This window comes from Achromobacter sp. EG18, from assembly GCF_059759395.1.
The window spans coordinates 2,695,318-2,721,798 of sequence record NZ_CM186213.1 but is presented as its reverse complement, the minus strand read 5'-3'; the positions used below and the strand labels follow the sequence as shown (position 1 = coordinate 2,721,798).

Here is a 26,481-nt window from a genome sequence, read left to right as displayed (position 1 = left end):
TACGGAACCACACTACATGCGCAATACATTTCTGGAATTTGAACAGCCGCTCGCCGAGCTTGAGAACAAGATCGAGCAGCTGCGCTATGTGCAGGCCGATTCGGCGGTCGACATCTCCGACGAGATCGGACGTCTGCAGCAGAAGAGCCAGTCGCTGGCCAAGGAGATCTACGCCAAGCTCACGCCCTGGCAGACGGCGCTGGTCGCCCGCCACCCCCAGCGTCCCTACACGCTGGACTACGTGCGCGAGATCTTCACCGACTTCCACGAACTGCACGGCGACCGCATGTACGCCGACGACCAGTCCATCGTGGGCGGCCTGGCGCGCTTCAACGGCACGCCCTGCATGGTGATCGGCCACCAGAAGGGCCGCGACACCAAGGAACGCGCCGCGCGCAACTTCGGCATGCCGCGTCCGGAAGGCTACCGCAAGGCCCTGCGCCTGATGCGCCTGGCCGAGAAGTTCGGCATCCCCGTGTTCACCTTCGTCGACACCCCGGGCGCCTATCCCGGCATCGGCGCCGAGGAACGCGGCCAGTCCGAAGCCATCGGCCACAACCTGTACGCCATGGCCGAACTGAAGGTGCCGGTGATCGTCACCATCATCGGTGAAGGCGGCTCGGGCGGCGCGCTGGCGATCGCCGTGGGCAACGCCGTGCTGATGCTGCAGTACGCCACCTACGCGGTGATCTCGCCCGAAGGCTGCGCCTCGATCCTGTGGCGCAGCGCCGACAAGGCGCCCGAGGCCGCCGAGGCGCTGGCCATCATCGCCCCGCGCCTGAAGGACCTGGGCCTGGTCGACCGCGTCATCAACGAACCCGTGGGCGGCGCGCACCGCGATCCGCGCGTCATGGCGCGCCTGCTGCGCCGCGCGCTCGGCGACGCCCTGCGCCAGCTGCAGGGCATGACGCCCGAGCAGCTCGTGGAACAGCGCGTGCAACGCCTGCTGTCCTACGGCGCCTTCCAGGAAGTGCGCGCCTGAGCGAAGCGCGCGCGCCGGCCTTGGCCGGCGCCGCGGCCGCTTCCGGCCCGCGCCCGCCGCCATGACTTCCCCGTTCCCCGCGTCCGCTTCGACCGTCGCGGGGAACGCCTTTCCCCATCCCGTCTCGCCTGACCTGGCCGCGGCCCTGCGCCGCGCCCTGCATGCCCTGCCGCGACCGCCCGGGCGTTTCGCCGTGGCCGTCAGCGGCGGCGCCGACTCGGCCATGCTGGCGCTGCACGCGGCTGCGGTGGCGCGGGAGCAGGGGGGCGGCGTGGTGCTGCTGCATGTGCATCACGGCCTGCAGGCGGCCGCCGACGGCTGGCGCGACCGGGTCGAGGACTTGGCGGGCCTGCTGGCGGTGCCGCTGCGGCAGGCCAGGGTCGAGGTCGACGCGGCCGGCGGCAAGGGCATCGAGGCCGCCGCCCGCGACGCCCGCTACGCCGCGCTGGCGCGGCTGGCGCACGAGGAGGGCATCGGCGTGGTCCTGCTGGCGCACCATCGCAACGACCAGGCCGAGACCGTGCTGCTGCGCCTGCTGCGCGGCACCGGGCTGGCCGGCATGGCGGCCATGGCGCCGTTCAAATCGCGCGATGGATTGTCCTATCTGCGGCCGTGGCTGGATCAGGATCGGGCGACGATCCTGCGGGCCGCGCAGGCATTCGCCGACGCCACCGGCTGGCAGTCGGTGCAGGACCCGACCAACGCCGATCCCCGCTACACCCGCGCCGCGCTGCGCGAACTGCTGGCGCCGGTGCTGGATGCGCGCTGGCCCGGCTGGCGCGCCATCGTCGCCCGCCATGCGCGCCACATGGCCGAAGCCAACGAGATCCTGGACGAGGTGGCGCGCGCCGACTTCGCCGCGCTGGAGCCGGATGCCGATGGCGCCAGCTTTTCGCTGGCGGCGTGGCGGCGGTTGTCGCCGGCGCGCCAGGCGCACGTGCTGCGCCACTGGATGGGGCGGCAGGGCGCCCGCATGCCGACCGAGGCGCGCCTGAACGACCTGCTGCGCCAGCTGCGCGGCCTGCACAGCCTGGGGCACGATCGCCAGTTGCGGGTTGAACAGGCCGGCCACGTGGTGCGCTGCCATCGCGGGCGGGTGTGGATCGAGCCGCGCCCGGATCCGCAAACGCCGGCGTCACGCTAGCGCAAAAGGTGGGGGCGCCCGGCGCCGGCAGGCGCCGCGCACGGAAATCTGCGGCTGACGCAGTCGAATCCTGGCCAAAACGACAGTTTTCCGGAAAAAACGACCGTTCCATGGAAAGAAAATTCCATGGCCTGCGCAAATTTTTACCGTCGGGATAGAATATGCGGTTTTGCCCGTCACCACTCTTGCGGCGGGTCCCCAGCCAGAGTACGAGATGTCCCTGATCGTTCATAAATATGGCGGTACTTCGATGGGCTCGGTCGAGCGCATCCGGAACGTGGCGCGTCGCGTCGCGAAGTGGCACGCTGCCGGCCACCAGGTTGTCGTGGTGCCGTCGGCCATGGCAGGCGAAACCAATCGCCTGCTGGGCCTGGCGCGCGAAATCACGCCGCAGCCCGACGCGCGCGAGCTCGACATGATCGCCGCCACCGGCGAGCAGGCCAGCAGCGGCCTGTTGGCCATCGCGCTGCAGGCCGAAGGCGTCGCCGCCCGCAGCTACGCGGGCTGGCAGGTGCCGGTGCGCACCGATTCGTCGTTCACCAAGGCCCGCATCACCTCGATCGACGACGCCCGCATCCGCGCCGACCTCGACGCCGGCCGCGTGGTCATCGTCACCGGCTTCCAGGGCGTGGACCCGGACGGCCACATCACCACCCTGGGCCGCGGCGGCTCCGACACCTCGGCCGTGGCCGTGGCGGCGGCGCTCAAGGCCGACGAATGCCTGATCTACACCGATGTGGATGGCGTCTACACGACCGATCCGCGGGTGGTGCCCGAAGCGCGCCGCATGGCCGTCGTTTCCTTCGAGGAAATGCTGGAAATGGCCTCGCTGGGCTCCAAGGTCCTGCAGATCCGCTCGGTCGAATTCGCCGGCAAATACCGTGTGCCGACGCGGGTGCTGTCCTCGCTGACCGACCCGCTCATCCCGCTCGACGAAGAAATGTGTTCGGGCACGCTGATTACTTTTGAGGAAGACGAAAAAATGGAAGCCGCCGTTGTCTCCGGCATCGCCTTCAGCCGCGACGAAGCCAAAATCACCCTGCTGGGTGTTCCCGACAAACCCGGCATCGCCTTCTCGATCCTGGGCCCGGTCGCCGCCGCCAACATCGACGTCGACATGATCGTGCAGAACCAGTCCGTGGCCGGCACCACCGATTTCTCGTTCACCGTGAACCGCAACGAGTTCGCGCGCGCCGTCGACCTGCTCAAGCGCGAAGTCATCCCCGCCGTGGGCGCGCGTGAACTGTCGACCGACGAGAAGGTCGCCAAGGTCTCGATCGTCGGCATCGGCATGCGCTCGCACGTCGGCGTCGCCAGCCTGATGTTCCAGACGCTGTCGCAAGAGGGCATCAACATCCAGATGATCAGCACCAGCGAAATCAAGACCTCGGTGATCATCGACGACAAGTACATGGAACTGGGTGTGCGCGCCCTGCACAAGGCCTTCGGCCTGGACCAGGCGCCCGCCACCAAGCTCTGAACGGAACGGACGCGACACGTTTTTTTCCCGCCCGCGGCCCTGTTGCAGGCAACGGTGTAAAAAGTCGTGCTAGAATCTCGTTCTCTTCGGAGATGTGCCCGAGAGGCTGAAGGGGCTCCCCTGCTAAGGGAGTATGTGGCTAAAAACTGCATCGTGGGTTCGAATCCCACCATCTCCGCCAGATTTCCAGCTTGGCCTGCCAGGCTGGTAAGAAACCCGCAGAACGCAAGTTCTGCGGGTTTTTTCTTGGGCATTCCTGTGCTTGGGCAGCTTGCGGATACCTCTGCGGATACATACGGCGGCGCGCGTTTGACCCGGCCCGAAGAACTACAGACTGTCCGACGCCGGCGGCGAGGAGGCCGCATCGACCTGCTCGATCACCAGCCCGCGCGTGACCACGCCTTCCTGGATCGGCTGGTCGCCGAAGTACGTAAAGGCCAGGTAGATCGTGATGGCGCAACCGACCACCGCCAGGAACGGCCCGGCCATCAGGAACCACGGCCAGGGTTCGCGGTACCAGGGCTTGGCCATCGGTGGCACGGCAACAGGGGCGGTATTCATCGTCGGCATCCTTTTCCAGATTCACTCGGGCACGTAGAAACTTGCGGGTTCATCGGTCTCGATCGACCGGTTTTCCTGATCGCGGGCGCGGGCCCGCAGCGTGATCGGGTGCGCGCCCGGCTCGGCGCCGGCCGGCGCGCGGATCACCATCGGCACCAGCTTGTTGGCCGCCGCCTCGACCTGCACCACGTCCGACTCGCCCTGCCCGGCGCGCACCGCCAGTCCGGGCATGCCCTCGGCCGACAGCCGTAAGCGCAGCGGCGAATCCGAGGTGTTGATGATCTGCAGCCGATACACGTTCTCGATCATGCCGCCGGCCACCTCTCGACCCAGCGCGCCGCGATCGCGGATCACGTCAACCCGCAGCGGGTTGCGCAGCGCCAGCGACGCCACGAACGCCACCGCCAGCCCCAGGATCAGCGTGCCGTAGATCAGCACGCGCGGGCGCAGCAGGTGCGAGCGCGCGCTCCGGGTCGACAGCCCTTCCAGCATCGCCCGCTCCGAGGTGTAGCGGATCAGCCCGGACGGGTACTGCATCTTGTCCATCACCTGCTCGCAGGCGTCGATACAGGCGCCGCAGCCGATGCACATGTATTGCAGCCCGTCGCGGATGTCGATGCCGGTCGGGCACACCTGCACGCACAGGCTGCAATCGACGCAGTCGCCCAGCCCCGCGGCCTTGTGGTCGACCTTGCGCGAACGGCCGCCGCGCGGGTCGCCGCGGCGCTTGTCGTAGGTCACCACGAAGGTGTCGGGATCGACCATCACGCTCTGGAAGCGCGCGTACGGGCACATGTACTTGCACACCGACTCGCGCATGAAGCCGGCATTGCCCCAGGTGGCGAAGCCGTAGAACACCATCCAGAACCACTGCCACGGCCCAAGCTGCAGCGTGAACAGCTCGTGGCCCAGTTCGCGGATCGGCGCGAAGTAGCCGATGAAGGTCGAGCCGGTCCACCAGGCCAGCGCGATCCACAGGAAGTGCTTGGTGACCTTCAGGCGCGCCTTGCGCCAGGTCCAGGGCGATTCATCGAGCCGGATGCGGGCGATGCGGTCGCCTTCGACCTTGCGCTCGATCCACATGAAGATCTCGGTGTAGACCGTCTGCGGACAGGCGTAGCCGCAGAACAACCGTCCGGCCACGGCGGTGAACAGGAACAGCGCCAGCGCCGAAATCACCAGCAGCACCGCCAGGTACACCACGTCCTGGGGCCACAGCACCAGGCCGAACAGGTAGAACTTGCGCGCGCCCAGGTCGAACAGCACGGCCTGGCGGCCGTTCCATTGCAGCCAGGGCAGGCCGTAGAAGATCAGCTGCGTGAGAAAGACGAAGGCAATGCGCCAGCGCGCGAAGATGCCGCTGACCGAGCGTGGATAGATCTTGCTGCGCACGCCGGCCAGGGTCTGCTCCAGCGTCTCCTGCCCGGGCCGGGGCGGCCGCACGTGCGGCCGCCAGGGTGGCGGATCGCCGCCAGGCGAGCTGCTGACGCTTGCGGTTGACCCATCATCCATGGGGCAATGCCTAATCGGCCGGGCCGGCGGGCGCGGCCGGCTGCGCCTTCGCCTGCGCCTCGGGCTTGTTCGACAGGCCCCAGACCCAGGCCGTCAGGAGCTTGATCTGCACCGGCGTCAGGATGTCGCCGTGCGCCGGCATGTGATTTTCGCGCCCATCCAGGATGGTCTTGACGATGGACGCTTCCGAACTGCCGTAAAGCCAGACTTCGTCGGTCAGATTCGGCGCGCCCAGGACCTGGTTGCCCTTGCCATCGACACCGTGACAGGCGATGCAGTAGGTCTGATAGCCGCGCTGGCCGCGCAACACCCGCTCCGGATCCGCGTCCAGCCCCGACAGCGACCGCACGTATTGCGCGATGTCGCCGGCGGCCTTGGGGGCGATGGCGGCTTTCCAGGCAGGCATCACGCCGACGCGGCCATAAGTGATGGTCTGCATGATGGTGTCGGGCGAGCCGCCATACAGCCAGTCCTTGTCGGCCAGATTGGGAAAGCTGGGGCCGCCCTCGGCGTCGGAACCGTGGCATTGCGCGCAAGTGTTCAGGAACAGACGCTGGCCGATCTCCCGGGCGCCCGCGTCCGCGGCGATCTGCGGCACGGTCATGGTCTCGAAGCGCGCGTAGATCGGGCGCACGGCCTCGGCCATCCTGGCCTGCTGCCGCGCCACTTCGTCGGCGCTGCTGTAGCCCAGCAGGCCTTGGTATGTTCCCAGGCCGGGCATCAAGAACAGGTAGCCCAGCGCGACCGCGCACGCCAACAGGAACATCCAGGTCCACCAGCCAGGCACCGGGTTGTTCAGTTCGGTCAGGTCGTCATCCCAGACATGGCCGGTGTCCTCCGCCTGGCCGCCGGCCGGCTTGGCGCCGAGCCAGCGGCGTTGCGAGTACAGCAGCGTCACGCAGAACACCACGCCGCCGACCGCGACGATGGAGATGAAGTAGCCCCAGAAGCCGCTGACGAAATCGCTCATGGCTGATCCGCTCCGTCTTGTTGTGCCGGCCCGAATTCATCGGGCAGCGCGAACGGCAGCATCGCCGATTCGTTGTTGGCGCCCTGGCGTCCGCGCGAGCAGGCCCACCAGACGATGCCGACGAAGGTTGCCATCGAGATCGCGGTGACGATTGCGCTTACGTAGGCCATGATCAACCTCCCGAGGCAGCGGGCTGCGCCGCCTTTCGGGCTTCTTCGGCCTTCCTGGCCTGCTGCGCCTTGCGCACGCCCACGCCCAGCCCTTGCAGGTAGGCCACCAGCGCGTCCTCTTCGGTCTTGCCTTCGATGGCCTTGGGCGCGGCGGCGATCTCTTCGTCGGTGTACGGCACGCCCAGGGCGCGCAGCGCGCGCATGCGCTGCTCGACGTTCTGGCCGGTGATCACCGTCTTTTCCAGCCACGGATAGGCCGGCATGTTGGACTCGGGCACCACCAGGCGCGGGTTGCGAAGGTGGATGCGATGCCACTCGTCGGAGTAGCGTTCGCCCACGCGCGCCAGGTCCGGGCCGGTGCGCTTGGAACCCCACAGGAAGGGATGGTCGTACATGGACTCCGCGGCCAGCGAATAGGGGCCGTAACGTTGCACTTCGGCCGCCAATACACGAATCTGCTGCGAGTGGCAGCCGACACAGCCTTCGCGGATGTAGACGTCGCGCCCCATCAGGCGCAGCGGGCTGTAGGGTTCGACCCCCGCCACCGGCTGCGTGGTGCTGTGCTGGAAAAACAGCGGCACGATCTGCACCAGGCCGGCGAACGACACCACCAGGATGCTGGCGATGATCATCCAGCCGATGTTCTTTTCGAGCGTCTGGTGGGAGAAAAAACCTTGTTGCTTGTCGGCCATGATGTCCTCGTCAAGCGATGGCCGGCGCGCCGACGGCGTGGGCGGTGTCTGGCGGAATGGCGGGGTTGACCGCCTTCGCGCCGCTCACCGTCTTCCATACGTTCCAGGCCATGATCCAGATACCCGACAAGTAGAGCGTGCCGCCCAGCAGCCGGATCAGGTAATACGGCACCCGCGTCTTGAGCTCTTCGACGAAGCTGTACACCAGCGTGCCGTCGGCCGCCGTGTCGCGCCACATCAGGCCCTGCTGCACCCCGGCGATCCACATCGCGGCGATGTACAGCACCACGCCGATGGTGGCGACCCAGAAGTGCAGTTCGATGGCCTTGACGCTGTACATCTTTTCGCGGCCATACAGGCGCGGGATCAGGTAGTAGAGCGAGCCGAACGAGATCATCGCGACCCAGCCCAGCGCGCCCGAGTGCACGTGGCCGATGGTCCAGTCGGTGTAGTGCGACAGCGCGTTCACGGTGCGGATCGCCATCATCGAGCCTTCGAACGTGGCCATGCCGTAGAACGACAGCGCCGTCACCATGAACTTCAGGATCGGGTCGGTGCGCAGCTTGTACCAGGCGCCCTGCAGCGTCATGATGCCGTTGATCATGCCACCCCACGACGGCGCCAGCAGGATCAGCGAGAACGTCATGCCCAGCGACTGGGTCCAGTCGGGCAGCGAGGTGTACAGCAGGTGGTGCGGGCCCGCCCACATGTAGGTGAAGGCCAGCGCCCAGAAGTGGACGATCGACAGGCGATACGAATAGATGGGACGGCCGGCCTGCTTGGGCACGAAGTAGTACATCATGCCCAGGAAGCTGGTGGTCAGGAAGAAGCCCACCGCGTTGTGGCCGTACCACCACTGCACCATGGCATCCTGCACGCCGGCATAGGCGGAGTACGACTTCCACAGCGTCACCGGCATCTCGATGTTGTTGAAGATGTGCAGGATGGCGATGGTCAGGATGTACGAGCCGAAGAACCAGTTCGCCACGTAGATGTGCTTGGCGCGGCGCTTGACGATGGTGCCGAAGAACACGATGGCGTAGGCCACCCAGACCAGCGTGATCAGGATGTCGATGGGCCATTCGAGTTCGGCGTATTCCTTGCTGCTGGTGTAGCCCAGCGGCAAGGTGATGACAGCACCGACGATGACGACCTGCCAGCCCCAGAACGTGAAGGCGGCCAGCCAGTCACAGAAAAGGCGGGCCTGACAGGTGCGCTGGACCACGTAGTACGAGGTCGCGAACAGCGCGCTGCCGCCGAAGGCGAAGATCACGGCGTTGGTGTGCAGCGGGCGCAGGCGGCCGTAGCTGAGCCAGGCGGTGTCGAAATTCAACTGAGGCCAGATCAGCTGCGCGGCGAGAAAAACGCCCACGGTCATGCCGACGATGCCCCAGAACACGATGACCAATGCGAACTGCCGCACGATACGGTAGTTGAAGGTGTCGGACTTGCTCGCGATGGCGGTGTAATGGTCCATTACCACCCCCTTTTTCAAAACAACAGCCTCAAGTTTCAATGATGAGGGTCGATATGAATATGGGATTCGATCCGAATCATCCGCGAACCGTCGGTCCGCTGTCGTCGTCGCGCAGGATGGCCGCGCCGGCGTTGTCGGTGTCGTCGTACTGGCCGCTGAATACCGCCCACCACAACGACACGCCGATGACCAGCACGAACAGCAGGGACAGCGGCAGCAGCAGGTAGAGAATGATCATGGGGCGGACCCCGGCGCTTCGGCGCATGCCAGATCAGCGGACCAATCGCGGCGGGCCCACCGCCACGCGTTGCATGCCACCGCCAACGACGACACCAGCATGGCGATCGCCGCCAGCCAGGGCGTGACCCAGCCAGCCAACGCCAGCGGCGTCACCAGCAGATGCCAGGCCAGCGCAGCGTGCAGGCTCTGGCGCGCCTTGCGCTGCGCCTGGGCCAGCAGCGTGTCCAGCGCCGCTTCGGACATCGACGGATGGGCCGCCAGCGCCGAATGGGCCGACGCCATGGCGGTGGGCACCGCCATCGACATGGCGCAGGGACAACTCATCACCAGCAGCGCCACCATGACGGGAAGGCTACGGGTCGGATCGATATAGGCCCAGGCGGCCGCCGCGGCCAGCGCCAGCGCCACCTGCGCCATGACGAAGCGCGAGGCCAGCCGGTCCGCGCTGGCGCCCAGCAGCAGGCGCTGCGCCTCGACCCGGGCATGCCGTTGGCTGCCCGTCGGGCCGCCGAACGACTGCCGGGCGCAAAGTTCCAGGTAGCGCGCAGTCAGCAGGAAGGCGACGAACATGGTGACCGAATCGAAGTACACCTCGCCGCGGCCCGTATAGGTGGCATGCACGCTGGGGACGAAGGCGGCGACGATACCCAGCGCCACCGGCACGTCCATGCCGGCGCGGCCCTGGCGCAGGTTGGCGCCGGCGTGGCGCCAGATCGGCCAGGCCGAATACAGCACCACCGGCAAGGTCAGGGCCAGGCTGGCCCAGTTCATCAGCACGATGGCCCAGTCCAGCGTTTCCAGGGCGTCCCTGGGGATGCCGTCATGGCGCAGATAGCCGGGCCACGCAAGCATCATCACCTGCATCATTGCCAGCCAGGCCAGCGACAGGCGCAGCAACGCGTGCCGGCGCAGTCGCCGGTCGGCGTCGGACAGGCTCGGGGGCTGCGCGAAAATGGATCGGTGTCGCATGTGGTGGCGGTGCCGGCTGGGACTCCATCGTCAATGGCCGATGACATCCGGCCTCAGCGCCCGGTGCCCTGCGCCAGCCTGCCTCCGGACGGCGGCGCCTCGCTGCCAAGCAGGTGGCCATTGATTTCGAGGCCGTACAGCGAATCCTCGGAGTCGTGGTATTTGGCGCGGGTCTTGGCCACGGATTCGGTGTAGCGCGGATCTTGCGGGCGTTCATGCGCGTTCATGAAGTAGGCCACGTCCCAGGCTTCCTGGTCGCTCAGCAGGCCGCCACGGCCCAATGGCATGTTGGACTTGATGAAGCCGGCGGCGTTCTTGATCTGGTGCATGCCGGCGCCCCAGTTGAAGGAATCGGGGCCCCACAAGGCCGGGAAGACCCAGTGTTCGCCATTCTTCTGACCCTGGCCTTCGTCGCCATGGCAGACGGCGCAGTTCCGGGCGTAGACCTGGCTGCCCCGCAGGTAGTCGGCCTTCTGCGGCGGCGCCGCCAGCTTCGGATAGCCGTGGCCCTTGAGCGGCACGCCAGTGGGCGCCTTGTCGGCGAGCCAGAACATGTAGGTCTGCAGGGCGACCAGGACCGGATCGTCGGCCGCGGGTGGCTTGCCGTTCATGCTGAAACGGAAACAACCCTGCAATCGTTCGGCGAGCGTATTGACGTGGCCGTTCTTGGCGCGATATGCCGGATACATCACGTAGGCTGCCCACATGGGCGCGGCGTCGGGGCGGCGGCCGGCGTCCAGGTGGCAACTGGAGCAATTCAGGTTGTTGCCGGCGAACTGGGGAGCGTTCTGCGGCGTATGAAGGAAGATCTGCTCGCCCTGGCGCACGGTCTTGCCGAATGCCGTGTCCGGCAGCGAGGCGGCGGATGGCGGGGTGAAAGCGGGGCGGGTATCGGGCCGCGGTGTGGCGGCCGCAGGGCCAAGGGTTGACGCTCGATCAGCGGGCGCATCGGCTGGCGGGCGAGGAAGGGCCGTCGTGGGAAACGTCGGGCGCCCGTTGCGAATCGCGGTGGCCAGGACGATCGCGCTGATGGCCAGCAGCGCAAGGACGGCAACCTGCAGCGGGCGCAGGCGGGAGGAGGGCGGGATCATGGCTTGGCCTTCGCGGCGGTGCCGGCTTGCGTGGCGAGCGGGTCGGCGGCCCTGGGCAGGCCGGCGTAGTAGGCGGACACCGCGGTGATTTCAGCGTCTGTCAGGCGCGTGGCAACCGCCGCCATCAAACCCAGCGGGCCGGGCGGACGTTGGTTTTCACGCCACAGGCGCAACTGTTCCGAGAGGTAGGCGGCGGGCTGGCCCGCCAGGCTTGGGAAATGATCGCCCACTCCGATACCGCCGGGGCCGTGGCACTGGTTGCAGGCGGGTATGTTCCTGTCCCAGGCGCCACGAATGGCGAGCCAGGCGCCCACGTCGGCGGGTTTGGGAGACTGCTGCGCGGTGGCGGCCAGGCGGTCGGTGTCCAGGGGGGAGGGCAGCGCGGCGTAGAACCGAGCCACGGCCTCGCGTTGCGCCGGTTCCAGCGTCTTGGCGATGGCTGTCATGACGGGACTGACGCGCGAGCCGTTGGCGATGGCCTCAAGCTGTTCCTGCAGATAGGCCGCGCCAGCGCCTGCCAATCGCGGAAAGCCGGAGACCGGGTTGCCTTCTCCTTGGGCGCCGTGGCAGAGCATACAGGCGGGCGCGCCGTTGGCGCCCTGGGTGCTGATGAGCAGTCCGTCAGGCGCGCCCTGAACCGTGCCGGGCAATACGGAAAACACACTGGCGAAGAAGATCGCCACGCTCGCCCATCGGGCGCCGGGCAGAAGGCGGGAGGACATGAGGAGGAACGCTGCCGAAGATTTTGGCTCGACTATATTTCCAAAGTCGACGACATAGAACCGCTATGCATGAAAGGTAGGACACAAAGATCGCGTTCGCGCACGCGCCCGTCGCATCGCGACGATGCCGTCCGTCCTGTCCAGGCGCAAAAAACCCCGCGGAACGTGAGTCCTGCGGGGTTCTATGGCGGGCCTGCCGGTCGTCGGCCTCGCTTGCCTGCAATGATCCGCGGCAGCCCTGGTTCGAGGCCTGTTGCGTGGCCTCGACCCTGCCGGGTCGGGCCGCCTACTTGATCTTGCTGCAGCGGAAGGCCTCGATGCCCTTTTCCACGTAGTGCGGTTCGCGCGCGCAGGCCGCGCGCATGGCCTGGTTGGCCAGTGTCATGAGGTTGGCCGCGTTGGTCATGGCTTCCAGTCCGTCCGGGCCGGGGCCGATCTTGTCGAAGCGTTCCTTGAACTCGGTGGCCTGCTTGCTGTAGGCGAAGGCGCGCATCACATCGGCATAGGCGATGGCGCGCGAAATGTCGCCCGCGGTGGGTTTCTTTTCGGCGGCAAGGGCCGGCCCGGCCAGCAGGGCCAGGGCGAGCAGGGAGGCGAGGGCGCGGGGGGCTTTCATGTTCATCATCAGGAGGTCTCTTGCGTGTTGTCCGAGGGGAGGCCGGCCGGCGGGGCGCATGGGCGATCCGCGTGGCGCCGCCGTCACCACATCTTGCAGGTCGTGCCGTTATTGACGAGTTCGCCGCCGACGACGATGCCCTTCTCGTCGACATGAAGCATGGTGTAGCAGCTGGCGATGCCCGTGCGCCGCTGGTAGATGGTGCCCGTGTTGTTGCCGAAACCGTAGCTGACGCCGCCGGGCGGAGGCACGTAGAAGGTGCCGACGGCCTCGTCCCACGAGACTTCGCCGGAGGTCTGCCACATGTAGACCAGCTGCCCGATCGGCAGGTCTTCGCTGGCATAGACGCGGTCGGGTACGCCCCAATCGGCCACGATGTCATTCACGGGCTTGCCCTTGTGGCGCATCATCGCCACGTCCCAGGTGGTGCAGGCGCTCAGCACGGCGCCGCACAGGCAGGCCAGCAGGGCCTTGAAAAAACTGAATCGCACGTTTGTTTTCCTTGTTCAGATGCTCGACAGGTGCCCTACGCGCCGCATGATGCCAGCGCGTCGCGCCCATGGCGAGAGGGGGTGTGGCGCGCATTCCACATCCGGCGCCCGGGGCGCCGGGCTGGCCCACCCAATTTTCCGGGGTTGCCATCGGGGAAGGTTCGGCAAAAGCGGGGGGCCGTCATAGGGCGAGGCGCGGGCGAAGGGGGGGCGGGCCGGTCTGGCGATGCCGGTTGGCGTCGGGATGTTCTGAATTGATTTATTTGATTTTGTTACATCGAACGGGCGAAAAACCGCGGCGACATGGCTGCGGCCCGGACCCGGGCGGATCGCCAGGGGGGGGAGGCGATTGCGACGTGGCCGAGGGAGGTGGCGCGGCGGGCTTTTTCCCGGGCCGAAACAAGGCGGGGGCGGCGCTTGCCGGGGGGCAGGCCCGCTCTCACGCTTTGAGAATATTCTTGGCTTGGCCGCCAAAGCGGAAATCTATGATCGACGCATGATCTTGAATCCCCGTTCCCGGGAAGCATTGACGGCGGCGGCCCCAGGCCTGCCTATGCTTCTTCTGCACATGTTTGCCGTGGCGCTCGCGGCTTGCATCCTGGTGGGAACGGCGCTGTACGCCTATGGCGCGTTCACCGGCGAAGTCTCCAAATACCGCCGCCGCATGAACGCCGGCGCCTACAACGCGCAGCTGTATTTCGACCAGCGCGAGTCGCTGTTGCGTTCGGTGGCCGCCTCGGCGGTGCGCAACACCGACCGCATGTCGGTCGCCGATACTCCCCGGACCTTCGGCGCCACCGGCCAGATCAGCGTGGCGCCGCTGGTCGATGCCGGTGGCACCTATGAATGGGCGCTGATCCTGACCCCGCGCGACCGCGCCAACGTGGCGCAATTGCGCGCCCACGTCGTCTATGCCTCGCCCGCCAATGCCACGGTCACGCGCCTGGCGCTGCGGTCCGACGCCAGCGCCACGCCCATGTCGGACGCCACCGCGCGCTGGCTGGCGCAGGCGCTGCGGCTGCGCAGCGCGCAACCGGGACCCGACGGCCGCAATCCGATCGTCTGGCTGCGTCCGCCCATGGACGAGGCCAACCGCCTGTTCCTCTACACCCCGGCCGACGTCACCGGCGATGAACGCACCTGGATCGGGCTCGAGGTCGGCGGCCTGGGCGCGGTCGTCGGCGAAACCGAATGCGCGAGCGGCGGCGCCGGCTATGCCCTGTACGACGGCAACGGCGCCATGGCGCTGCATGGCGGCACGCTGCCTCCGCGGGTCGAGGAAACGCCCGCCTATCTGTCGAGCGATTCGTTCCGACTGCGCGGCGACAGCTGGTGGCCGCAGACGCTGGTGCTGGTCAAGTCGGTCGGCGAGGCGGGCTGGCGGCTGGCGTACTACGTGCCCATCGGCGACCTGCTCGAAGACGGCGCCGTGGCGTTCTGGACCGCCGGCGCGGTGGCGGTGTTGCTGATCGTCATCGTGCTGCTGGCGGTGCGCCACATCCGCAACCGGTTGGTGAAACCCGCGCTGCGGCAGTACGAGGCCCTGGTCGACAGCGTGGCGCTGAACCGCAAGATCGTCGACGTGGCGCCGGTGGGGTTGTGCCTGCTGCGGCGCAAGGACGGCGAACTGCTGCTGTCGAACGCGGCGGCGCGGCAATGGCTCGGCGAACAGGACCACTGGCGCCAGGCCCTGCTGGGGGCCGGCATCGAAACCGGCGGCGGCGAATACACCCTCAAGGACGGCCGCAGTGCCTACGTGGCGTTCGCCGCCACCACCTATCAATCCGAGGACGTCGTGCTGTGCGGCATCAGCGACATCACCGCGCATAAGAAGGTCGAGCATGCCTTGCGCCAGGCCAAGCTGGCCACCGATCGCGCCAGCGAATCCAAGGCCATGTTCTTTGCCACCATGAGCCACGAAATCCGCACGCCGCTGTACGGCATCCTGGGCACGCTGGAACTGCTGGCCCTGACCGGCCTGACCGGACAGCAAGAACAGTACCTGAACACCATCCAGCAGTCTTCGTCGACCCTGCTGCGCACCATCAACGGCACGCTCGACCTGTCGCGCATCGAGGCCGGCCACGAAGAGCTCGAAATCAGCTCCTTCTCGCCGGCGGACCTGGTCGAGCAGGTGGTGGCCAATTACGCGGCGCGCGGCCGTGCCAAGGGCCTGGACGTCTACGCCATCACCGAGGTCGGCATGCCGGCCTCGGCGCTGGGCGACTCGATCCGCATCCTGCAGATCCTCAACAACCTGGTCAGCAACGCCGTCAAGTTCACCGAAGCCGGACGGGTCGTGCTGCGCGCCAGCGCCAGCGCCGAGGGGCCGGGACGCACGCATCTGCGCTTCCAGGTGGCCGATACCGGCCCCGGCATTTGTGAAACCCACCGCGCGCGGCTGTTCGAGCCTTATTTCCGCGCGCCCGCGGCGCAGGATTGCGATGTCGCCGGCACCGGCCTGGGGCTGACGATCTGTCGGCGCCTGTCCGACCTGATGGGCGGCTCGCTGTCGGTCGTCAGCGAGGAAGGCCTGGGGACCAGCATCCTGTTCTCGCTGACCCTGGACACCGACGACCAGGCGGCGGCGCCGCCTCTCACCCTGCAGCCACGGCCGGTATACGTGGACGGCGCGGTGCCGGAAGTGGTCGACAACGTGCGCGGCTGGCTGGCCGCCTGCGGCGCCAACGCCTTGCCCTATCGCAGGCAGGCGGACGGCGTCGAACCCGATGGCGCGGTGCTGGTGCAGACCTGGCCGCCGGCGGTGCCCGAACCGCGCTGGAAACACCAGCGGGTGCGGGTGCTGGCGCCCGGCGCCAGCCAGGGCGCCTTCATGGCCGCCACCGGCGGCGCCGGCGTGGCCAGCGCATTCAACCCGGTCAGCATCTGCCGCGCCGTACAGATGGCGCAGGACGGCGTCGAACCCGGCGCGCTGGGGGCCGACGGCGCCAAACAGGGGCCGCTCGACCTGCGCATCCTGGTCGTCGAGGACAACGTCATCAACCAATTGATCCTGCGCGAGCAACTCGAGCATCTCGGATGCGCCGTGACGCTGGCCGGCAATGGCGAAGAGGCCCTGCAACGCTGGCGCGGCGAACGGTTCGACCTGGTCCTGACCGACCTGAACATGCCCGTGGTCAACGGCTACGAACTGGCGCGGGCGCTGCGCGAGGGCGGCTACGACGGCCCCCTCATCGGCCTGACTTCCAGTTCGGCCGCCGAGATCGCGCAGCGCGGGGTGGCCGCGGGCATGACCCAGGTGTTGTGCAAGCCCCTGCCTTTCATGGTCCTGGCCCAGACCCTGCACGGCATCGCAAAGGATATGAAGTGAAACAGCTCTCCGATTACAAAGTGCTTGTCCTGGACGACCACGCGTTGCAATGCCTGCATCTCAAGGACATGCTGCAACAGGCCGGCTTCGGGCATGTGGATACCGTCGAAAGCGCCGGCGCCGCGCTCGACCGCATCAGCGCCGAAGGCTACCACCTGGTGCTCATGGACATCAGCATGCCCGGCATGGACGGCGTGCAGTTCATCCATGAACTCGCGCGCCTGAACCTGCGGCCCATCCTTGCCGTCGTCACCGCTTGTTCGCGGCGCATGGCCAACAGCGTCGGGCTGATGGCCAAGGAAAACGGCTTCTCTATGCTCGGCACCTTCGTCAAACCCGTCACCGGCGAGCGGATCGCCAGCCTGGCGGACCGCCTGCGGCGTCGCGCGCCCGACGATGCCCAGGAGCCGCAGGCCCATCGCGGCGACACCGAAGGCCTGTTGGACCGGGCCAGCGTCGAATCCGCCTTGCGCGATGGCAGCATCCAGGCCTGGTTCCAGCCCAAGAAATCCCTGTCCTCCGGCACCATCGTCGGCGCCGAGGCGCTGGTGCGCTGGCGGCATCGCGGGCTGGGCCTGATGCTGCCGGGCTCGTTCCTGCGCACGCTGCGCGAGTACGGGCTGGACTACGAGCTGCTGACGCGCATGCTGGAAGACAGCCTGGCCGCCTATCGCATCTGGCGCCGGCGCGGCTTCCGCGTCCCGGTGTCGATCAACCTGCCGGTCAGCCTGCTGGATCGCCCGCAACTGCCCGACGAACTGCACCACCTTGTCACCCATGGCGGCATTCCGGCCGAAGACGTAACATTCGAACTCCTGGAAGACGACATGACGGTGGCGCCCGGCAATTACTACATGGGCGCCAGCCGCTTGCGGCTGAAGGGATTCGGCTTGTCGCAGGATGATTTTGGCAAGGGCTATAGTTCGATGTACAGCCTCATCTCCACGCCGTTTACCGAACTGAAGATCGACCGCGCTTTCGTCCATGGGGCCACCAAGGACGAGGTCCGGGCGGCCGCGCTGGTGTCATCGGTGCAGCTCGGGCGGCAGTTGGGGTTGCAGGTCACCGCCGAGGGGGTCGAGACCATGGAAGACCTGCAATTCCTGCGCCAGATCGGCTGCGATTGCGTGCAGGGCTTCCTGATCTCGGCAGCCGTCGACCTGGCGGCGTTCAACGAATTGCTGGACAACGAGCCCACGCCCGCCGAACTGGCGGGCGCCGTCCATGGCCAACCGGCGGCGCGCCGCCGCCACGGCGCCCGTGGGCACTGAAATCACCGGGCAGTCCGACCGCGGCCGCCAGAAGCCGGCCTGACGCTCTTTCGCTCCCCGTTCGACTCCCGTTCGTCCCCGCTCGATGCTCCTATGAAACTGGATACGCCGCTAATAAAAGTCATACGCGCTTCCCGTCGGTTGAACATCGCGCTGTTCGGCGTGCTGCCCCTGCTGCTGGTGCTCGGCGGGGTGCTGTATTGGGGCGCCCAGCGCATCCTGCAGCAGGAAGAGGAAAAGCTGCGCATCGACTTCTCCGTGCTGGTCGGCTATATCCACGCCCACGAGACCGTGTTGCAGAGCCTGCACGCCCAGGGCTTGAACCCCGATGGCCGGCGGCTGGTGACGGCCACGCCCGTCAGGGAAACGCCAGGCTTCGACCGGGCCGCCGGGGAGTTCTTCGACGGCCAGCACGCCATCGCCGCGATGCCGTTTTCGCTGTTGTGCCAGAGCCCCGATGCCTGCCCGGTGGTCGACGGCGTCTTCACCGGCATCGGCGGCTACCTGTCCGACTTCTATTCCACCCGCTGGGCCGCCTCGGTGTATCCGGCGGCGCCGCTGTTCATCATTTCGCCGAGCCAGCAGCTCAGCCTGAGCGTGCCGGCCATCTCCACGGTGTCCGGCTTCGAGCCATTGACGCGGCAGACCTTCCTGTCGGTGGTGGACGCGGTGGGGCGGGCGGCCGGCGGCGCCGATCCGGAAGACCGTTCCCATGGCGAGGGCCCGCGGGTCACCTGGCTGCGGGACGCCGACCTGCCCGACATGCTGATCGGCATGCTGCCGGTGACGCTGCCGCTGAACACCCGCGACGGCACCCTCACGGCGCGGCGCAGCGTCTATGCCGTGTCGCTGCTGAGCCGCGGCCGGGTCAGCATTTCAGAGCAGATCCTGCGCGAGCCGCTGTACGACCAGTTCTGGTTGCAGCACAAGGGCACCGGCGTACTCATCGGCGAGGGCGCGCCGCCCGCGGTCGGGCAGCCCGGCTTCCATTTCGGCGGCGACGGGCTGGTGCTGCGCATCGCCGATCGGACGGGCAGCTGGACCGGCTATTACAAGCTGAACTACGGCAGCTTCTTCCGCGCCAACATGTGGCTGCCGATCACGGTCCTGCTGATGCTCGGGCTGGGCCTGGCGGCGGGCGCGGTCTACCTGCTCTGGTACAACCGGCGCGTCATCCAGCCGGCTGAAATCGCCCACCTCGACATGGTCGAGAGCGAGGAGTTCAACCGCACCGTGCTCGATACCGCGCCGGTGGCGCTGTGCGTGCTGTCGCGGCTCGACGGCCGCGTGGTGTTCGGCAACGCGCTGGCCATCCAGTGGCTGGGCATCGCCGTGGGCGAGCAGCCGCGGGATTCGCCGGAAGCCAACAAGCTGCTGCGCCAGGTCCTGGGCGCCTCCAGGCCGGGCACCATCGAGACCTTCCGCACCCACGAGGGGCGGCCGCTGTTCGTGGCCTTTGCGCCCACGCGCTACAAGAAGCAGGACGTGGTGCTGTGTGCTTTCGCCGACATCAGCGCGCGCGCCGAAATGGAACACACGCTGGCGCAGGCCAAGCAACAGGCCGACCGCGCCAACGAGGCCAAGTCGACCTTCCTGGCCACCATGAGCCACGAGATCCGCACGCCCCTGTATGGCGTGCTCGGCACGCTCGAAGTGCTGTCGCTGACCCACCTGGACGACGAGCAGCGCCGGCACGTCGACCGCATCCAGGACTCGTCGGTGATCCTGCAGCAGTTGATCAGCGACATCCTCGACATCACCAAGATCGAGTCCGGCCAGCTGGGGCTCGAGATGGACGGCTTCGATCCGCGCGAGCTGGTGCAGCATTGCGTCGCCTCCTATGCCGGCATGGCCGAACAGAAGGGGCTGGTCATCTACAGCTGTATCGATACCTCGACGCCGGCGTGGGTGGTGGGCGACGGCGGCCGTATCCGGCAGATTCTCAACAACCTGGTCAACAACGCCATCAAGTTCACCGATTCCGGCCATGTGGTGGCGCGGCTGCGCGCCGAGGTCCTGCCGGACGGCCGCGCCCGCCTGCATTTCCAGGTGGTCGACAGTGGCGTCGGCATCAGCGCCGAAAACCAGGTCTGCCTGTTCGAGCCGTTCTACCAGATCGATAGCGGATCGCACCTGGTGCGAGGCGCGGGCATCGGTCTGTCGATCTGCGCGCGCCTGGCCGAATTGATGGGGAGTACGATCCAAGTGACCAGTGAATTGGGATTGGGCAGCAGTTTTTCGATCGCCATCGACCTGGATACGGCCGAGCCTCCGCCCGGGCCGTCGCCGCGGTTGGACGGATTGCGCGTCTACGTGCGCAGCGCGCGCAAGGAGCTGAGCGAGAACATCTGCCAGTGGCTGGCCTATTGGGGCGCGCAGGCCAGCGTCGCGCCGGCGGTCATCGCGCGCGACGAGGACAGCGACGGCGTGCTGGTCGACGTGCACATCGTCGGCGATGCGGCGGCGCCGACCGAATGGCGGGGGCCGGTGGTCTCGGCCGGCGGCCGCGACGTGCGCGGCACCGCGCTGTACCGCGCCGACCGCCACTACCTGTCCAGCATCGGCTTCGCGCTCGAGCGATGGGCCCGCGGCGATACCGATACCGCCAAGGACACGGCGACGCCTCACTACGCGCCATTGAACCTGCGTATCCTGGTGGCCGAGGACAACCCGATCAACCAGGTGACGATGTGCGATCAGCTGGAGCAACTGGGTTGCCAGGTGACGGTGGCGCCGGATGGCGCCGAGGCGCTGGCGCAATGGAACATCGAGCCGTTCGACGTGGTGCTGACCGACGTCAACATGCCTCGCATGAACGGCTACGAACTGGCCGGTGCGTTGCGCGCGCAGGGCGTGACCGTGCCCATCATCGGCGTCACGGCCAATGCGCTCAAGGACGAAGAGGCCCGCTGCAAGGCGGCGGGCATGAGCAACTGGCTGGTCAAGCCGATCAAGCTGAGCCTGCTGTGGAGCCAGCTGCGCGCCGTTCGCGGCGAGCCGGCGGCGCCTCGGACGACGGCCGGCGCGGCCGAGGCCGCGAGCCCGCGCGCCGCGCCGCCCATCGTCGGCAAGTACCGCGAGGTGTTCCTGGAAACCATGACCCAGGACCTGGCGCGCATGGAACAGGCCGAGGCCGATGGCAACGCGCGCGACCTGCGCGCCGTGCTGCATCGCATGCGCGGCGGATTCGCCGCGGTGCAGGCGATGGATCTGTACCAGCAGGCCGAAAGCGCCGAGGACCGGTTGGTGGCCGATGGCCTGAACGACGCGGTGAGGGCGTTGCTGACCGCCCTGGCGGTATCGCTCAGGCAGACCCTGGCCGAACTCTGACGTCGGCCGCCCCGGCACGCGGTCACCAGCGATAGCTGACATTCAACATGCCGCCATAGCCGTGCTGGCTGTGGCTGCCCGTCTGGCCAAAGAGGTGGCCGGACACCTGCACCGCCTTACCCACCCGGCCCTCCGCGCCCACCTTCAGCTCGAGGGCGTTGCGCGAGGGTTGGGCCTGCAGCGTGGTGCTGCCCATGCGCACGGTCGGATCGTCGCTGCGGTGCAGCCAGTTGGTCTCCAGGAACGGGCGAACGCTGCTCTTGCCTGGCCGCGGCGTGACCTGCGGATAGAGCCGCACGCCGACGCGCGACTGCCAGCTGCCGTTGTCGCCGCTGCGCATGCGGGTGCCTTGCAGCGTGGCGTCCTGGGCGCGGTAGCGGCTGTAGACCAGTTGCGCGTTCGGTTCGATCACCAGGGCTTCCAGCGCCGACCCGGCGGCGAAGGGCTTGAGGGCATAGCCGCCTTCGAGCGAGGCGCTCCAGACGTTCGAGCGGTAGCGCACCGACCCGAGTTCGCTGCTGACCTGGTTGGTGTAGCGGCCGTACTGGATCCATGTGTCGGCGTAGGCGCCCAGGCGTGTGAGGTCGTTGGCATAGAAGGTGCCGTAGACGCCACCGGCATAGCCGGAAACCTTGCCGCGGGCGCGGGCATGGGTCGACTGCGTGGCGCCCGGCAGCATCAGGGTCGATACCGAACGCGAGCGCGCGTCGCCATAACCGCCCATCAGGCCCGCATAGAGGGCGCCTTCCCGGCCCAGCGGCGCCTTCAGCAGGTCGCCGCCCAGTTGCACCATCGCGCTGTCGGTGTCGACGTCGACACGCCCCTCGGACATGCGCAGGCCGCTGTCATGGCGGCCTTGCACGCGCGCCCACAGGCCGCGGCCATGGCGGGCGTCGGCGTCGCCGTCGGCATAGGCCGGCACGCGGTCATGCAGGCTGTGGGTGAAGAGCCGGGTGGCGGCGAGCCGGTTGCCGGCATAGGCGCCACTTTCGGGCGAGACGTTCTTGAAGCCGGGACCGCCCGGCAGAACGGGGTCCGGCGGGGTCACCGGACCGGTCGGATCGCCGGGGTCGGTCGGGTTGATCGGATCGACCGGATCGGGCGGCGTCACTGGCGGCGTGTAGTCGGAGGTCAGGTACCAGTCGGGCGCCACGGCACCATTGCCGCCGCGCACCAGGCTGTAGTCATAGCCGTTGAGCGACACGGTACGGGCGCTGGCGCGGTAGCCGGTCGAGCCACTGTCCAGGTGGAACGCATCCGCCGTGGTGGTGCCGCCGTTGATGGTTTCGACCACGCGAATGCCATAGGTGGTCTGGCCGCCGCTGCCGCCGGCGTTGACGATGCGCAGCGCGGTATTGCCGGACGTTGTGCCGCCGTCGATCACCAGCTTGTCGGTGGGCGAGGCGTCATCCCCCAATTGCGTGTTGAGCACCAGCGTGCCGCCGCCCACGTAATTGTTGACGGTCAGGGTCTTGAAGCCGGCGCCGCCCGCCGGGGCCGCGAAAGCGACGGTGCCGGCGTTGGACAGCGTGGCCAGGCTGGAATCGCCGCGCACGATCCAGGTGCTGGTGCCATCCAGCGTCAGGCCGTTGATGCGGCCCGTGCCGCGCTGCACCAGGGCGCCGTTCAGCGTCGAGCCGTTCGCCAGCGACACGTCCACCGTGCCGCTGTCGGCCAGCACGTCGCCGGTGAGCCGGGCGTTGGTGGCGTCGAGCGTGACCTGTTCGCTTTCGATGACGGTGGATACCCCGCCGCTGGTTACGGTCACCGCGCGCGAGTGCAGCAGCACGCCGCTGCCGACATCGCCGCCGGCGCGCGCGGTGATATCCGAGTCGGAGACCAGGAAAGTATGGCCGCCGCCCGAGGCGAGCAGGCCAACGCCGTCCTGGGTGTCGATGCGGCTGCCATTGCGCAGCGTGACGGTGTTGCTGACACCGGCGGCGGTGACGTAGCTCCAGATGCCATGGGCGCCCGCGCCGGCCAGCGTGAAGCCGGTGTTGTCCAGCGTGACCGCCGCGCGGTTGCTGACGGACAGGCCGGTCGCGTTGGCGCCGCTGGTGCTGACCTGGGTGTTGCGCGCCGACAGGCTGACGCCGGAGCCGCTGGCGAACAGACCATAGGCGCTGGCGCCCTCGGTGGTCACGCTGGCGTCCAGCAGTTCGATGGCGGCGCCGCTGGCGCGCGCCAGCACCCCGACCGCGCCGTCGCCACGGGTCTTGACGTTGACCTTGGTGGCCTTGATGGTGGCGGAGCTGCCGTATTCGCGGGATACATACAGGCCGTGGGCATTGGCATCGCGGGTCGTGACGTTGCCGTCGACCAGCGTGACCCGGCCCGCGCGGTTGTCCACGCCCACATGGGACGAGGTGAGATCAAAGCCGGTGGCCGTGAACGAGGTGCCGGTGGACGGCAGCCAGACGCCGGTGCCGTAGTAGCCCAGCGCCGAGATCGAAACGTTCTCGACCGCCGCGGAGGTGTCCTTGGCGTTGATGTTGATGCCATAGCCAAAGTCGCCGGTGGACGTCAGGGTGGCGTTGCGGATGTCGACGCTGGATGCGGCGCCGGTGCCCGAGCTGAGCATCACCGCCGAGCCGCCGGCGGTCAGGCTGCCGCCGTCCATCACGAGCCGGCCGCCCTCCAGCCGCGCGCCCATGCCGACGCCCACGTTGATCTCGGTGCCATACACGGACACCAGGGCATTGGCGCCGCGCACGCTGATGCCGTCGCCGTAATTGCCCGTGGTCGTGATCTTGCCGCCATGCAAGGTGATGCTGGCGCCGTTTTCGGCATAGGCGCCGCCGGCGTTGTACGCGGCGGTGGAGAGGACCACGTCGCGGGCGACGATGACCGAGCCGGCGCCCTCGGCGCTCAGGCCGCGGCTGCCGCTATTGGTGGTGGTGATGGTGCCGCCGTCCAGTTCGATGCGGCCGCCGGACTGCGCGTAGGCGCCGTGAGAATACGTGCCCTGGGTGCTGACGTCGCTGCCGCTCACGCTGACCACGCTGCCGGCGCCGCTGGCGGCCAGGGCATGCGCGCCCTGGCCGTCGCCCAGCGTCTTGATGGCGCTGTCCGACAGCGTCACCTTGCCGCCGGCGCTGGCGCGCACGCCGATGGTGCTGCGGGCGGAGGCCGATCCGGCCGTGACGGTGATGCCGGCGCCACGCACCGTGTTGCCGGCCACCGAGACATCGATGGCGGCGCCGGCGCCGGCATAGGTGGCGGTGTCGCCGTCGCCGAGCATCAGCTGCGTCGCGCCGGCGGCGTCGTTGACCAGCACCTGGCCGCGTTCGGCGGCGTCGGCCGAGCCGGCAAGGGCGGGCAGCGTGAGGGCAAGCAACCCGAGCATGATGGGGTTGAGGGGACAGTGCATAGGGGCTCCTTGGCCCTTGGCCTTGGCAACCCCATACACTTTTATCGATCAGATCCGGGCCCCGGACGAAACGGCGGCCACTGAAGCGTACTGGTGCGTATCGGACAAAGGCGATGACGTGGCAGTAGCGTCCATGGTGCGTTTCGGAAGCGCGCAGAAAAATAAGACGATTCTTAGAAGCGCTGTATAGATTGGAAGGAGAAGTAATGAATTGAAAACGGGCGCGGAAAGGCCGCATTTCCCGGCGGAAAAATGCGGCCTTTAAGAAAATTCTTGACTCCGCCGAAGCGGATTTCAGGTAGGAAAATGCGTCAGCCCAGCGCCGCCAACAGCGCGCGCGCCTGCGCCACGAGATCGCTGTCGTTGGGACGGAACACCACTTGCAGCGCCTGGGGCAGGCGCGTGAAATGGGCGTGGCTGCTGCGGGCATAAGCCGGGTCGTAGTGCTTGTCGATCAGCTCGCGCGCCAGGTCGGCGTCGCGGCCTTCGTCGACCATGCGCAGCCAGCCGCCGATGGTGTCGCGGCTGTGCAGGCCGACCAGGCGTTGCAACTGCGACTTGAACGCGGCGGGGTCGTCCAGCAGTTGCGCATAGTCCTGCCGCAGGAAGGCGGCGCGGTCTTCGGGGCTGGCAGAGACCGCGACGCAGGCGCCCTGGTGCATGGCGGCCAGCAGCGTGGCGGGCAGCGCCACCGCGCCGATCTTGCGGCTTTCGGCTTCGACGAATACCGGCCCCGAGGCGTCCAGCTCGCGCAGGCGCGCCGCCAGCAGCGTGTCGAAGCGTTTTTGCGTCGGTTGCGGCACGCCCGGCCGCGCGCCCAGCAGCGAGCCCCGGTGCGCGGCCAGCGCCTCCAGGTCCAGCGTCTGCGCGCCAGCCTGTTGCAGCGCGTTGAGCAGGCGCGTCTTGCCGCTGCCGGTGGGGCCGGTCAGCACCACGAAGCGCAGGCCGGCGGGCAGCGCGTCCAGCGCTTCCAGCGTGGCGCGGCGGTAGGTCTTGTAGCCGCCATCGAGCTGGCGCGCGCGCCAGCCGATCATGTTGAACATCACCGTCATCGAGCCCGAGCGCTTGCCGCCGCGCCAGCAGTAGATGAGCGGGCGCCAGCCTTGCGCCCGGTTGGCGAAGGTGGTGTCGAGGTGGCGGGCGATGTTGCGCGCCGCCAGCGCGGCGCCCAGGCGCGTGGCTTCGAAGGGCGATTGCCGGTACAGCGTGCCGACGCGGGCGCGCTCCTCGTTGCTGAATACCGGGGCGTTCAGCGCGCCGGGGATGTGGTCGTCGGCATACTCGAGTGGCGTGCGCACATCGATGATGTCGTCGAACTCATCTCGTCTGTCCAGGCCGACAAGCAGGTGTTTCAAGGCGGGAATATCCAGGGAAGAAGAGCGAATTCTCGCACGCCGCCGGGGGACCTGCCGGACTCGCTAGTCCAGGAACACCCGGTCGGGCCGCGCCATGAAGGCGAAGGCGCGTTCGATATCCTGCGCGGCGACCCGGTCGCGGCACAAGTGCGGCAGTCGGTCCGGCGCGAAGTAGGCGGCGTCGGCGGTTTCCGGTCCCGGGGCGGGAGCGCCGTCGTCCAGCCGCTGGCACAGGAAATACAGCTTGTAGAAGTCGCGCACGTCGGGGGCGAAGGGCCCCTTGGCCTTGTGCCGCACGCCGTACAGGGCGCTGGCGCGCACCTTCAGGCCGGCTTCCTCCATGACTTCCTTTTCGGCGTTTTCGGCGGCGGAATAGCCGATCTCGGCAAAGCCGCCCGGCAATGTCCAGCGGCCGTTGTTGCGTTCCTGCACCAGCAGGATGCGGCCGTCGCGGATGACGGCGGCGCGCACGTCGACCTTGGGCGTGGGATAGGCGCGGGCGTCGGGGGACAACTGGGCGATGCGCTCGACTGGAGCCGTGGCCAGGCGCGCCAGCATGCCGTTGGCGATGTCCAGGGTCTCCTGCAAGCGCTCGCGTTCGTAGTCGTCGTCGCAATAGGCCAGGCCGGTGCAGGCGATGGCCTGCAGGCGCTTGGCTTTGGCGAACCAGAAGTCTTCCATGGCGGAGCATCCTCGCGTTGGCGGGG

Annotated in this window: 21 protein-coding genes and 1 tRNA gene; 7 read left to right on the top strand and 15 right to left on the bottom strand. The window is 67.9% G+C overall.

Annotated features, from left to right (window positions below; translation table 11 throughout):
- Nucleotides 1-16 precede the first annotated feature (16 nt).
- The 4 genes from AC6CR5_RS12250 to AC6CR5_RS12235 all read left to right on the top strand — a co-directional run bounded on the left by AC6CR5_RS12250 (nt 17) and on the right by AC6CR5_RS12235 (nt 3,787).
- Nucleotides 17-982 carry an acetyl-CoA carboxylase carboxyltransferase subunit alpha gene (locus tag AC6CR5_RS12250; protein ID WP_024069860.1) on the top strand — a complete coding sequence of 322 codons (966 nt, stop codon included), beginning with the start codon at nt 17-19 and terminating at the stop codon, nt 980-982.
- A 145-nt stretch (nt 983-1,127) separates the two neighbouring features.
- Nucleotides 1,128-2,126: a tRNA lysidine(34) synthetase TilS gene (tilS, locus tag AC6CR5_RS12245; protein WP_437257626.1), complete on the top strand. Its 999-nt coding sequence runs from the start codon at nt 1,128-1,130 to the stop codon at nt 2,124-2,126.
- 214 nt (nt 2,127-2,340) lie between these two features.
- Nucleotides 2,341-3,606, top strand: a complete 1,266-nt coding sequence (locus tag AC6CR5_RS12240; protein ID WP_006387677.1) for an aspartate kinase — start codon at nt 2,341-2,343, stop codon at nt 3,604-3,606.
- Nucleotides 3,607-3,694: 88 nt separating this feature from the next.
- Nucleotides 3,695-3,787, top strand: a tRNA-Ser gene (locus tag AC6CR5_RS12235).
- Nucleotides 3,788-3,933: 146 nt separating this feature from the next.
- Here AC6CR5_RS12235 and AC6CR5_RS12230 read toward each other — a convergent pair.
- The 12 genes from AC6CR5_RS12230 to AC6CR5_RS12175 form a co-directional block, all read right to left on the bottom strand.
- Nucleotides 3,934-4,167 carry a hypothetical protein gene (locus AC6CR5_RS12230; protein WP_498085677.1) on the bottom strand — a complete coding sequence of 78 codons (234 nt, stop codon included), beginning with the start codon at nt 4,165-4,167 and terminating at the stop codon, nt 3,934-3,936.
- 21 nt (nt 4,168-4,188) lie between these two features.
- Nucleotides 4,189-5,679 (bottom strand): cytochrome c oxidase accessory protein CcoG, encoded by a 1,491-nt coding sequence (gene ccoG, locus AC6CR5_RS12225; RefSeq protein ID WP_498085676.1) that lies wholly within the window; start codon nt 5,677-5,679, stop codon nt 4,189-4,191.
- A gap of 10 nt (nt 5,680-5,689) precedes the next feature.
- Nucleotides 5,690-6,649: a cytochrome-c oxidase, cbb3-type subunit III gene (gene ccoP / locus AC6CR5_RS12220; protein WP_498085675.1), complete on the bottom strand. Its 960-nt coding sequence runs from the start codon at nt 6,647-6,649 to the stop codon at nt 5,690-5,692.
- Nucleotides 6,646-6,822, bottom strand: a complete 177-nt coding sequence (locus tag AC6CR5_RS12215) for a cbb3-type cytochrome oxidase subunit 3 (protein WP_081397412.1) — start codon at nt 6,820-6,822, stop codon at nt 6,646-6,648. Before AC6CR5_RS12215 ends, ccoP begins: the two co-directional genes overlap by 4 nt.
- The gene (ccoO, locus tag AC6CR5_RS12210) at nt 6,822-7,511 is read right to left on the bottom strand and encodes a cytochrome-c oxidase, cbb3-type subunit II (RefSeq protein ID WP_437257442.1); all 690 of its coding nucleotides are present in this window, start codon (nt 7,509-7,511) and stop codon (nt 6,822-6,824) included. The genes AC6CR5_RS12215 and ccoO overlap by 1 nt, the downstream gene beginning before the upstream one ends.
- A gap of 10 nt (nt 7,512-7,521) precedes the next feature.
- Nucleotides 7,522-8,988, bottom strand: a complete 1,467-nt coding sequence (gene ccoN, locus AC6CR5_RS12205; protein WP_498085674.1) for a cytochrome-c oxidase, cbb3-type subunit I — start codon at nt 8,986-8,988, stop codon at nt 7,522-7,524.
- Between the two features lie 76 nt (nt 8,989-9,064).
- On the bottom strand, nt 9,065-9,226 hold the full coding sequence (ccoS, locus tag AC6CR5_RS12200; RefSeq protein ID WP_026382396.1) for a cbb3-type cytochrome oxidase assembly protein CcoS: 162 nt from the start codon (nt 9,224-9,226) through the stop codon (nt 9,065-9,067).
- On the bottom strand, nt 9,223-10,197 hold the full coding sequence (locus AC6CR5_RS12195) for a P-type ATPase actuator domain-containing protein (RefSeq protein WP_437257443.1): 975 nt from the start codon (nt 10,195-10,197) through the stop codon (nt 9,223-9,225). The genes ccoS and AC6CR5_RS12195 overlap by 4 nt, the downstream gene beginning before the upstream one ends.
- Nucleotides 10,198-10,250: 53 nt before the next feature.
- Nucleotides 10,251-11,288, bottom strand: a complete 1,038-nt coding sequence (locus tag AC6CR5_RS12190) for a c-type cytochrome (protein WP_241059836.1) — start codon at nt 11,286-11,288, stop codon at nt 10,251-10,253.
- Complete coding sequence (locus AC6CR5_RS12185; protein WP_395500688.1) at nt 11,285-12,010, bottom strand: c-type cytochrome; 726 nt, start codon at nt 12,008-12,010, stop codon at nt 11,285-11,287. Before AC6CR5_RS12185 ends, AC6CR5_RS12190 begins: the two co-directional genes overlap by 4 nt.
- A gap of 286 nt (nt 12,011-12,296) precedes the next feature.
- Nucleotides 12,297-12,626: a hypothetical protein gene (locus tag AC6CR5_RS12180; protein ID WP_223308634.1), complete on the bottom strand. Its 330-nt coding sequence runs from the start codon at nt 12,624-12,626 to the stop codon at nt 12,297-12,299.
- A gap of 83 nt (nt 12,627-12,709) precedes the next feature.
- Nucleotides 12,710-13,117: a hypothetical protein gene (locus AC6CR5_RS12175; RefSeq protein ID WP_026385065.1), complete on the bottom strand. Its 408-nt coding sequence runs from the start codon at nt 13,115-13,117 to the stop codon at nt 12,710-12,712.
- Nucleotides 13,118-13,670: 553 nt separating this feature from the next.
- Between AC6CR5_RS12175 and AC6CR5_RS12170 the strand changes: the two genes are divergently transcribed.
- The 3 genes from AC6CR5_RS12170 (at nt 13,671) to AC6CR5_RS12160 (ending at nt 21,049) form a co-directional block, all read left to right on the top strand.
- Nucleotides 13,671-16,448 (top strand): ATP-binding protein, encoded by a 2,778-nt coding sequence (locus tag AC6CR5_RS12170; protein WP_498085673.1) that lies wholly within the window; start codon nt 13,671-13,673, stop codon nt 16,446-16,448.
- On the top strand, nt 16,445-17,719 hold the full coding sequence (locus tag AC6CR5_RS12165) for an EAL domain-containing response regulator (protein WP_498085672.1): 1,275 nt from the start codon (nt 16,445-16,447) through the stop codon (nt 17,717-17,719). The genes AC6CR5_RS12170 and AC6CR5_RS12165 overlap by 4 nt, the downstream gene beginning before the upstream one ends.
- A gap of 93 nt (nt 17,720-17,812) precedes the next feature.
- On the top strand, nt 17,813-21,049 hold the full coding sequence (locus tag AC6CR5_RS12160; RefSeq protein WP_049055008.1) for a hybrid sensor histidine kinase/response regulator: 3,237 nt from the start codon (nt 17,813-17,815) through the stop codon (nt 21,047-21,049).
- Between the two features lie 22 nt (nt 21,050-21,071).
- Here the strand turns inward: AC6CR5_RS12160 and AC6CR5_RS12155 are convergent, their stop codons facing one another.
- From AC6CR5_RS12155 to AC6CR5_RS12145, 3 genes are all read right to left on the bottom strand, one after another.
- Nucleotides 21,072-24,419 (bottom strand): autotransporter family protein, encoded by a 3,348-nt coding sequence (locus tag AC6CR5_RS12155; protein WP_238926564.1) that lies wholly within the window; start codon nt 24,417-24,419, stop codon nt 21,072-21,074.
- 311 nt (nt 24,420-24,730) lie between these two features.
- Entirely contained in the window at nt 24,731-25,774 is a 1,044-nt protein-coding gene (mnmH, locus tag AC6CR5_RS12150) for a tRNA 2-selenouridine(34) synthase MnmH (RefSeq protein ID WP_172999732.1), read from the bottom strand.
- Between the two features lie 63 nt (nt 25,775-25,837).
- A complete protein-coding gene (locus tag AC6CR5_RS12145; protein ID WP_024069843.1) occupies nt 25,838-26,455 on the bottom strand; it encodes an NUDIX hydrolase in 618 nt (205 codons plus the stop codon).
- Between the last annotated feature and the right edge of the window lie 26 nt (nt 26,456-26,481).

Bases quoted from the DNA above. Each gene is read 5' to 3' on its own strand.
- AC6CR5_RS12190 (WP_241059836.1), bottom strand. From the start codon at position 11,288: ATGATCCCGCCCTCCTCCCGCCTGCGCCCGCTGCAGGTTGCCGTCCTT.
- AC6CR5_RS12240 (WP_006387677.1), top strand. From the start codon at position 2,341: ATGTCCCTGATCGTTCATAAATATGGCGGTACTTCGATGGGCTCGGTC.
- AC6CR5_RS12250 (WP_024069860.1), top strand. From the start codon at position 17: ATGCGCAATACATTTCTGGAATTTGAACAGCCGCTCGCCGAGCTTGAG.
- ccoN (WP_498085674.1), bottom strand. From the start codon at position 8,988: ATGGACCATTACACCGCCATCGCGAGCAAGTCCGACACCTTCAACTAC.
- AC6CR5_RS12195 (WP_437257443.1), bottom strand. From the start codon at position 10,197: ATGCGACACCGATCCATTTTCGCGCAGCCCCCGAGCCTGTCCGACGCC.
- ccoS (WP_026382396.1), bottom strand. From the start codon at position 9,226: ATGATCATTCTCTACCTGCTGCTGCCGCTGTCCCTGCTGTTCGTGCTG.
- AC6CR5_RS12170 (WP_498085673.1), top strand. From the start codon at position 13,671: ATGCTTCTTCTGCACATGTTTGCCGTGGCGCTCGCGGCTTGCATCCTG.
- AC6CR5_RS12155 (WP_238926564.1), bottom strand. From the start codon at position 24,419: ATGCACTGTCCCCTCAACCCCATCATGCTCGGGTTGCTTGCCCTCACG.
- AC6CR5_RS12160 (WP_049055008.1), top strand. From the start codon at position 17,813: ATGAAACTGGATACGCCGCTAATAAAAGTCATACGCGCTTCCCGTCGG.
- ccoG (WP_498085676.1), bottom strand. From the start codon at position 5,679: ATGGATGATGGGTCAACCGCAAGCGTCAGCAGCTCGCCTGGCGGCGAT.
- ccoO (WP_437257442.1), bottom strand. From the start codon at position 7,511: ATGGCCGACAAGCAACAAGGTTTTTTCTCCCACCAGACGCTCGAAAAG.
- AC6CR5_RS12180 (WP_223308634.1), bottom strand. From the start codon at position 12,626: ATGAAAGCCCCCCGCGCCCTCGCCTCCCTGCTCGCCCTGGCCCTGCTG.
- AC6CR5_RS12230 (WP_498085677.1), bottom strand. From the start codon at position 4,167: ATGAATACCGCCCCTGTTGCCGTGCCACCGATGGCCAAGCCCTGGTAC.
- AC6CR5_RS12145 (WP_024069843.1), bottom strand. From the start codon at position 26,455: ATGGAAGACTTCTGGTTCGCCAAAGCCAAGCGCCTGCAGGCCATCGCC.
- AC6CR5_RS12185 (WP_395500688.1), bottom strand. From the start codon at position 12,010: ATGTCCTCCCGCCTTCTGCCCGGCGCCCGATGGGCGAGCGTGGCGATC.
- ccoP (WP_498085675.1), bottom strand. From the start codon at position 6,649: ATGAGCGATTTCGTCAGCGGCTTCTGGGGCTACTTCATCTCCATCGTC.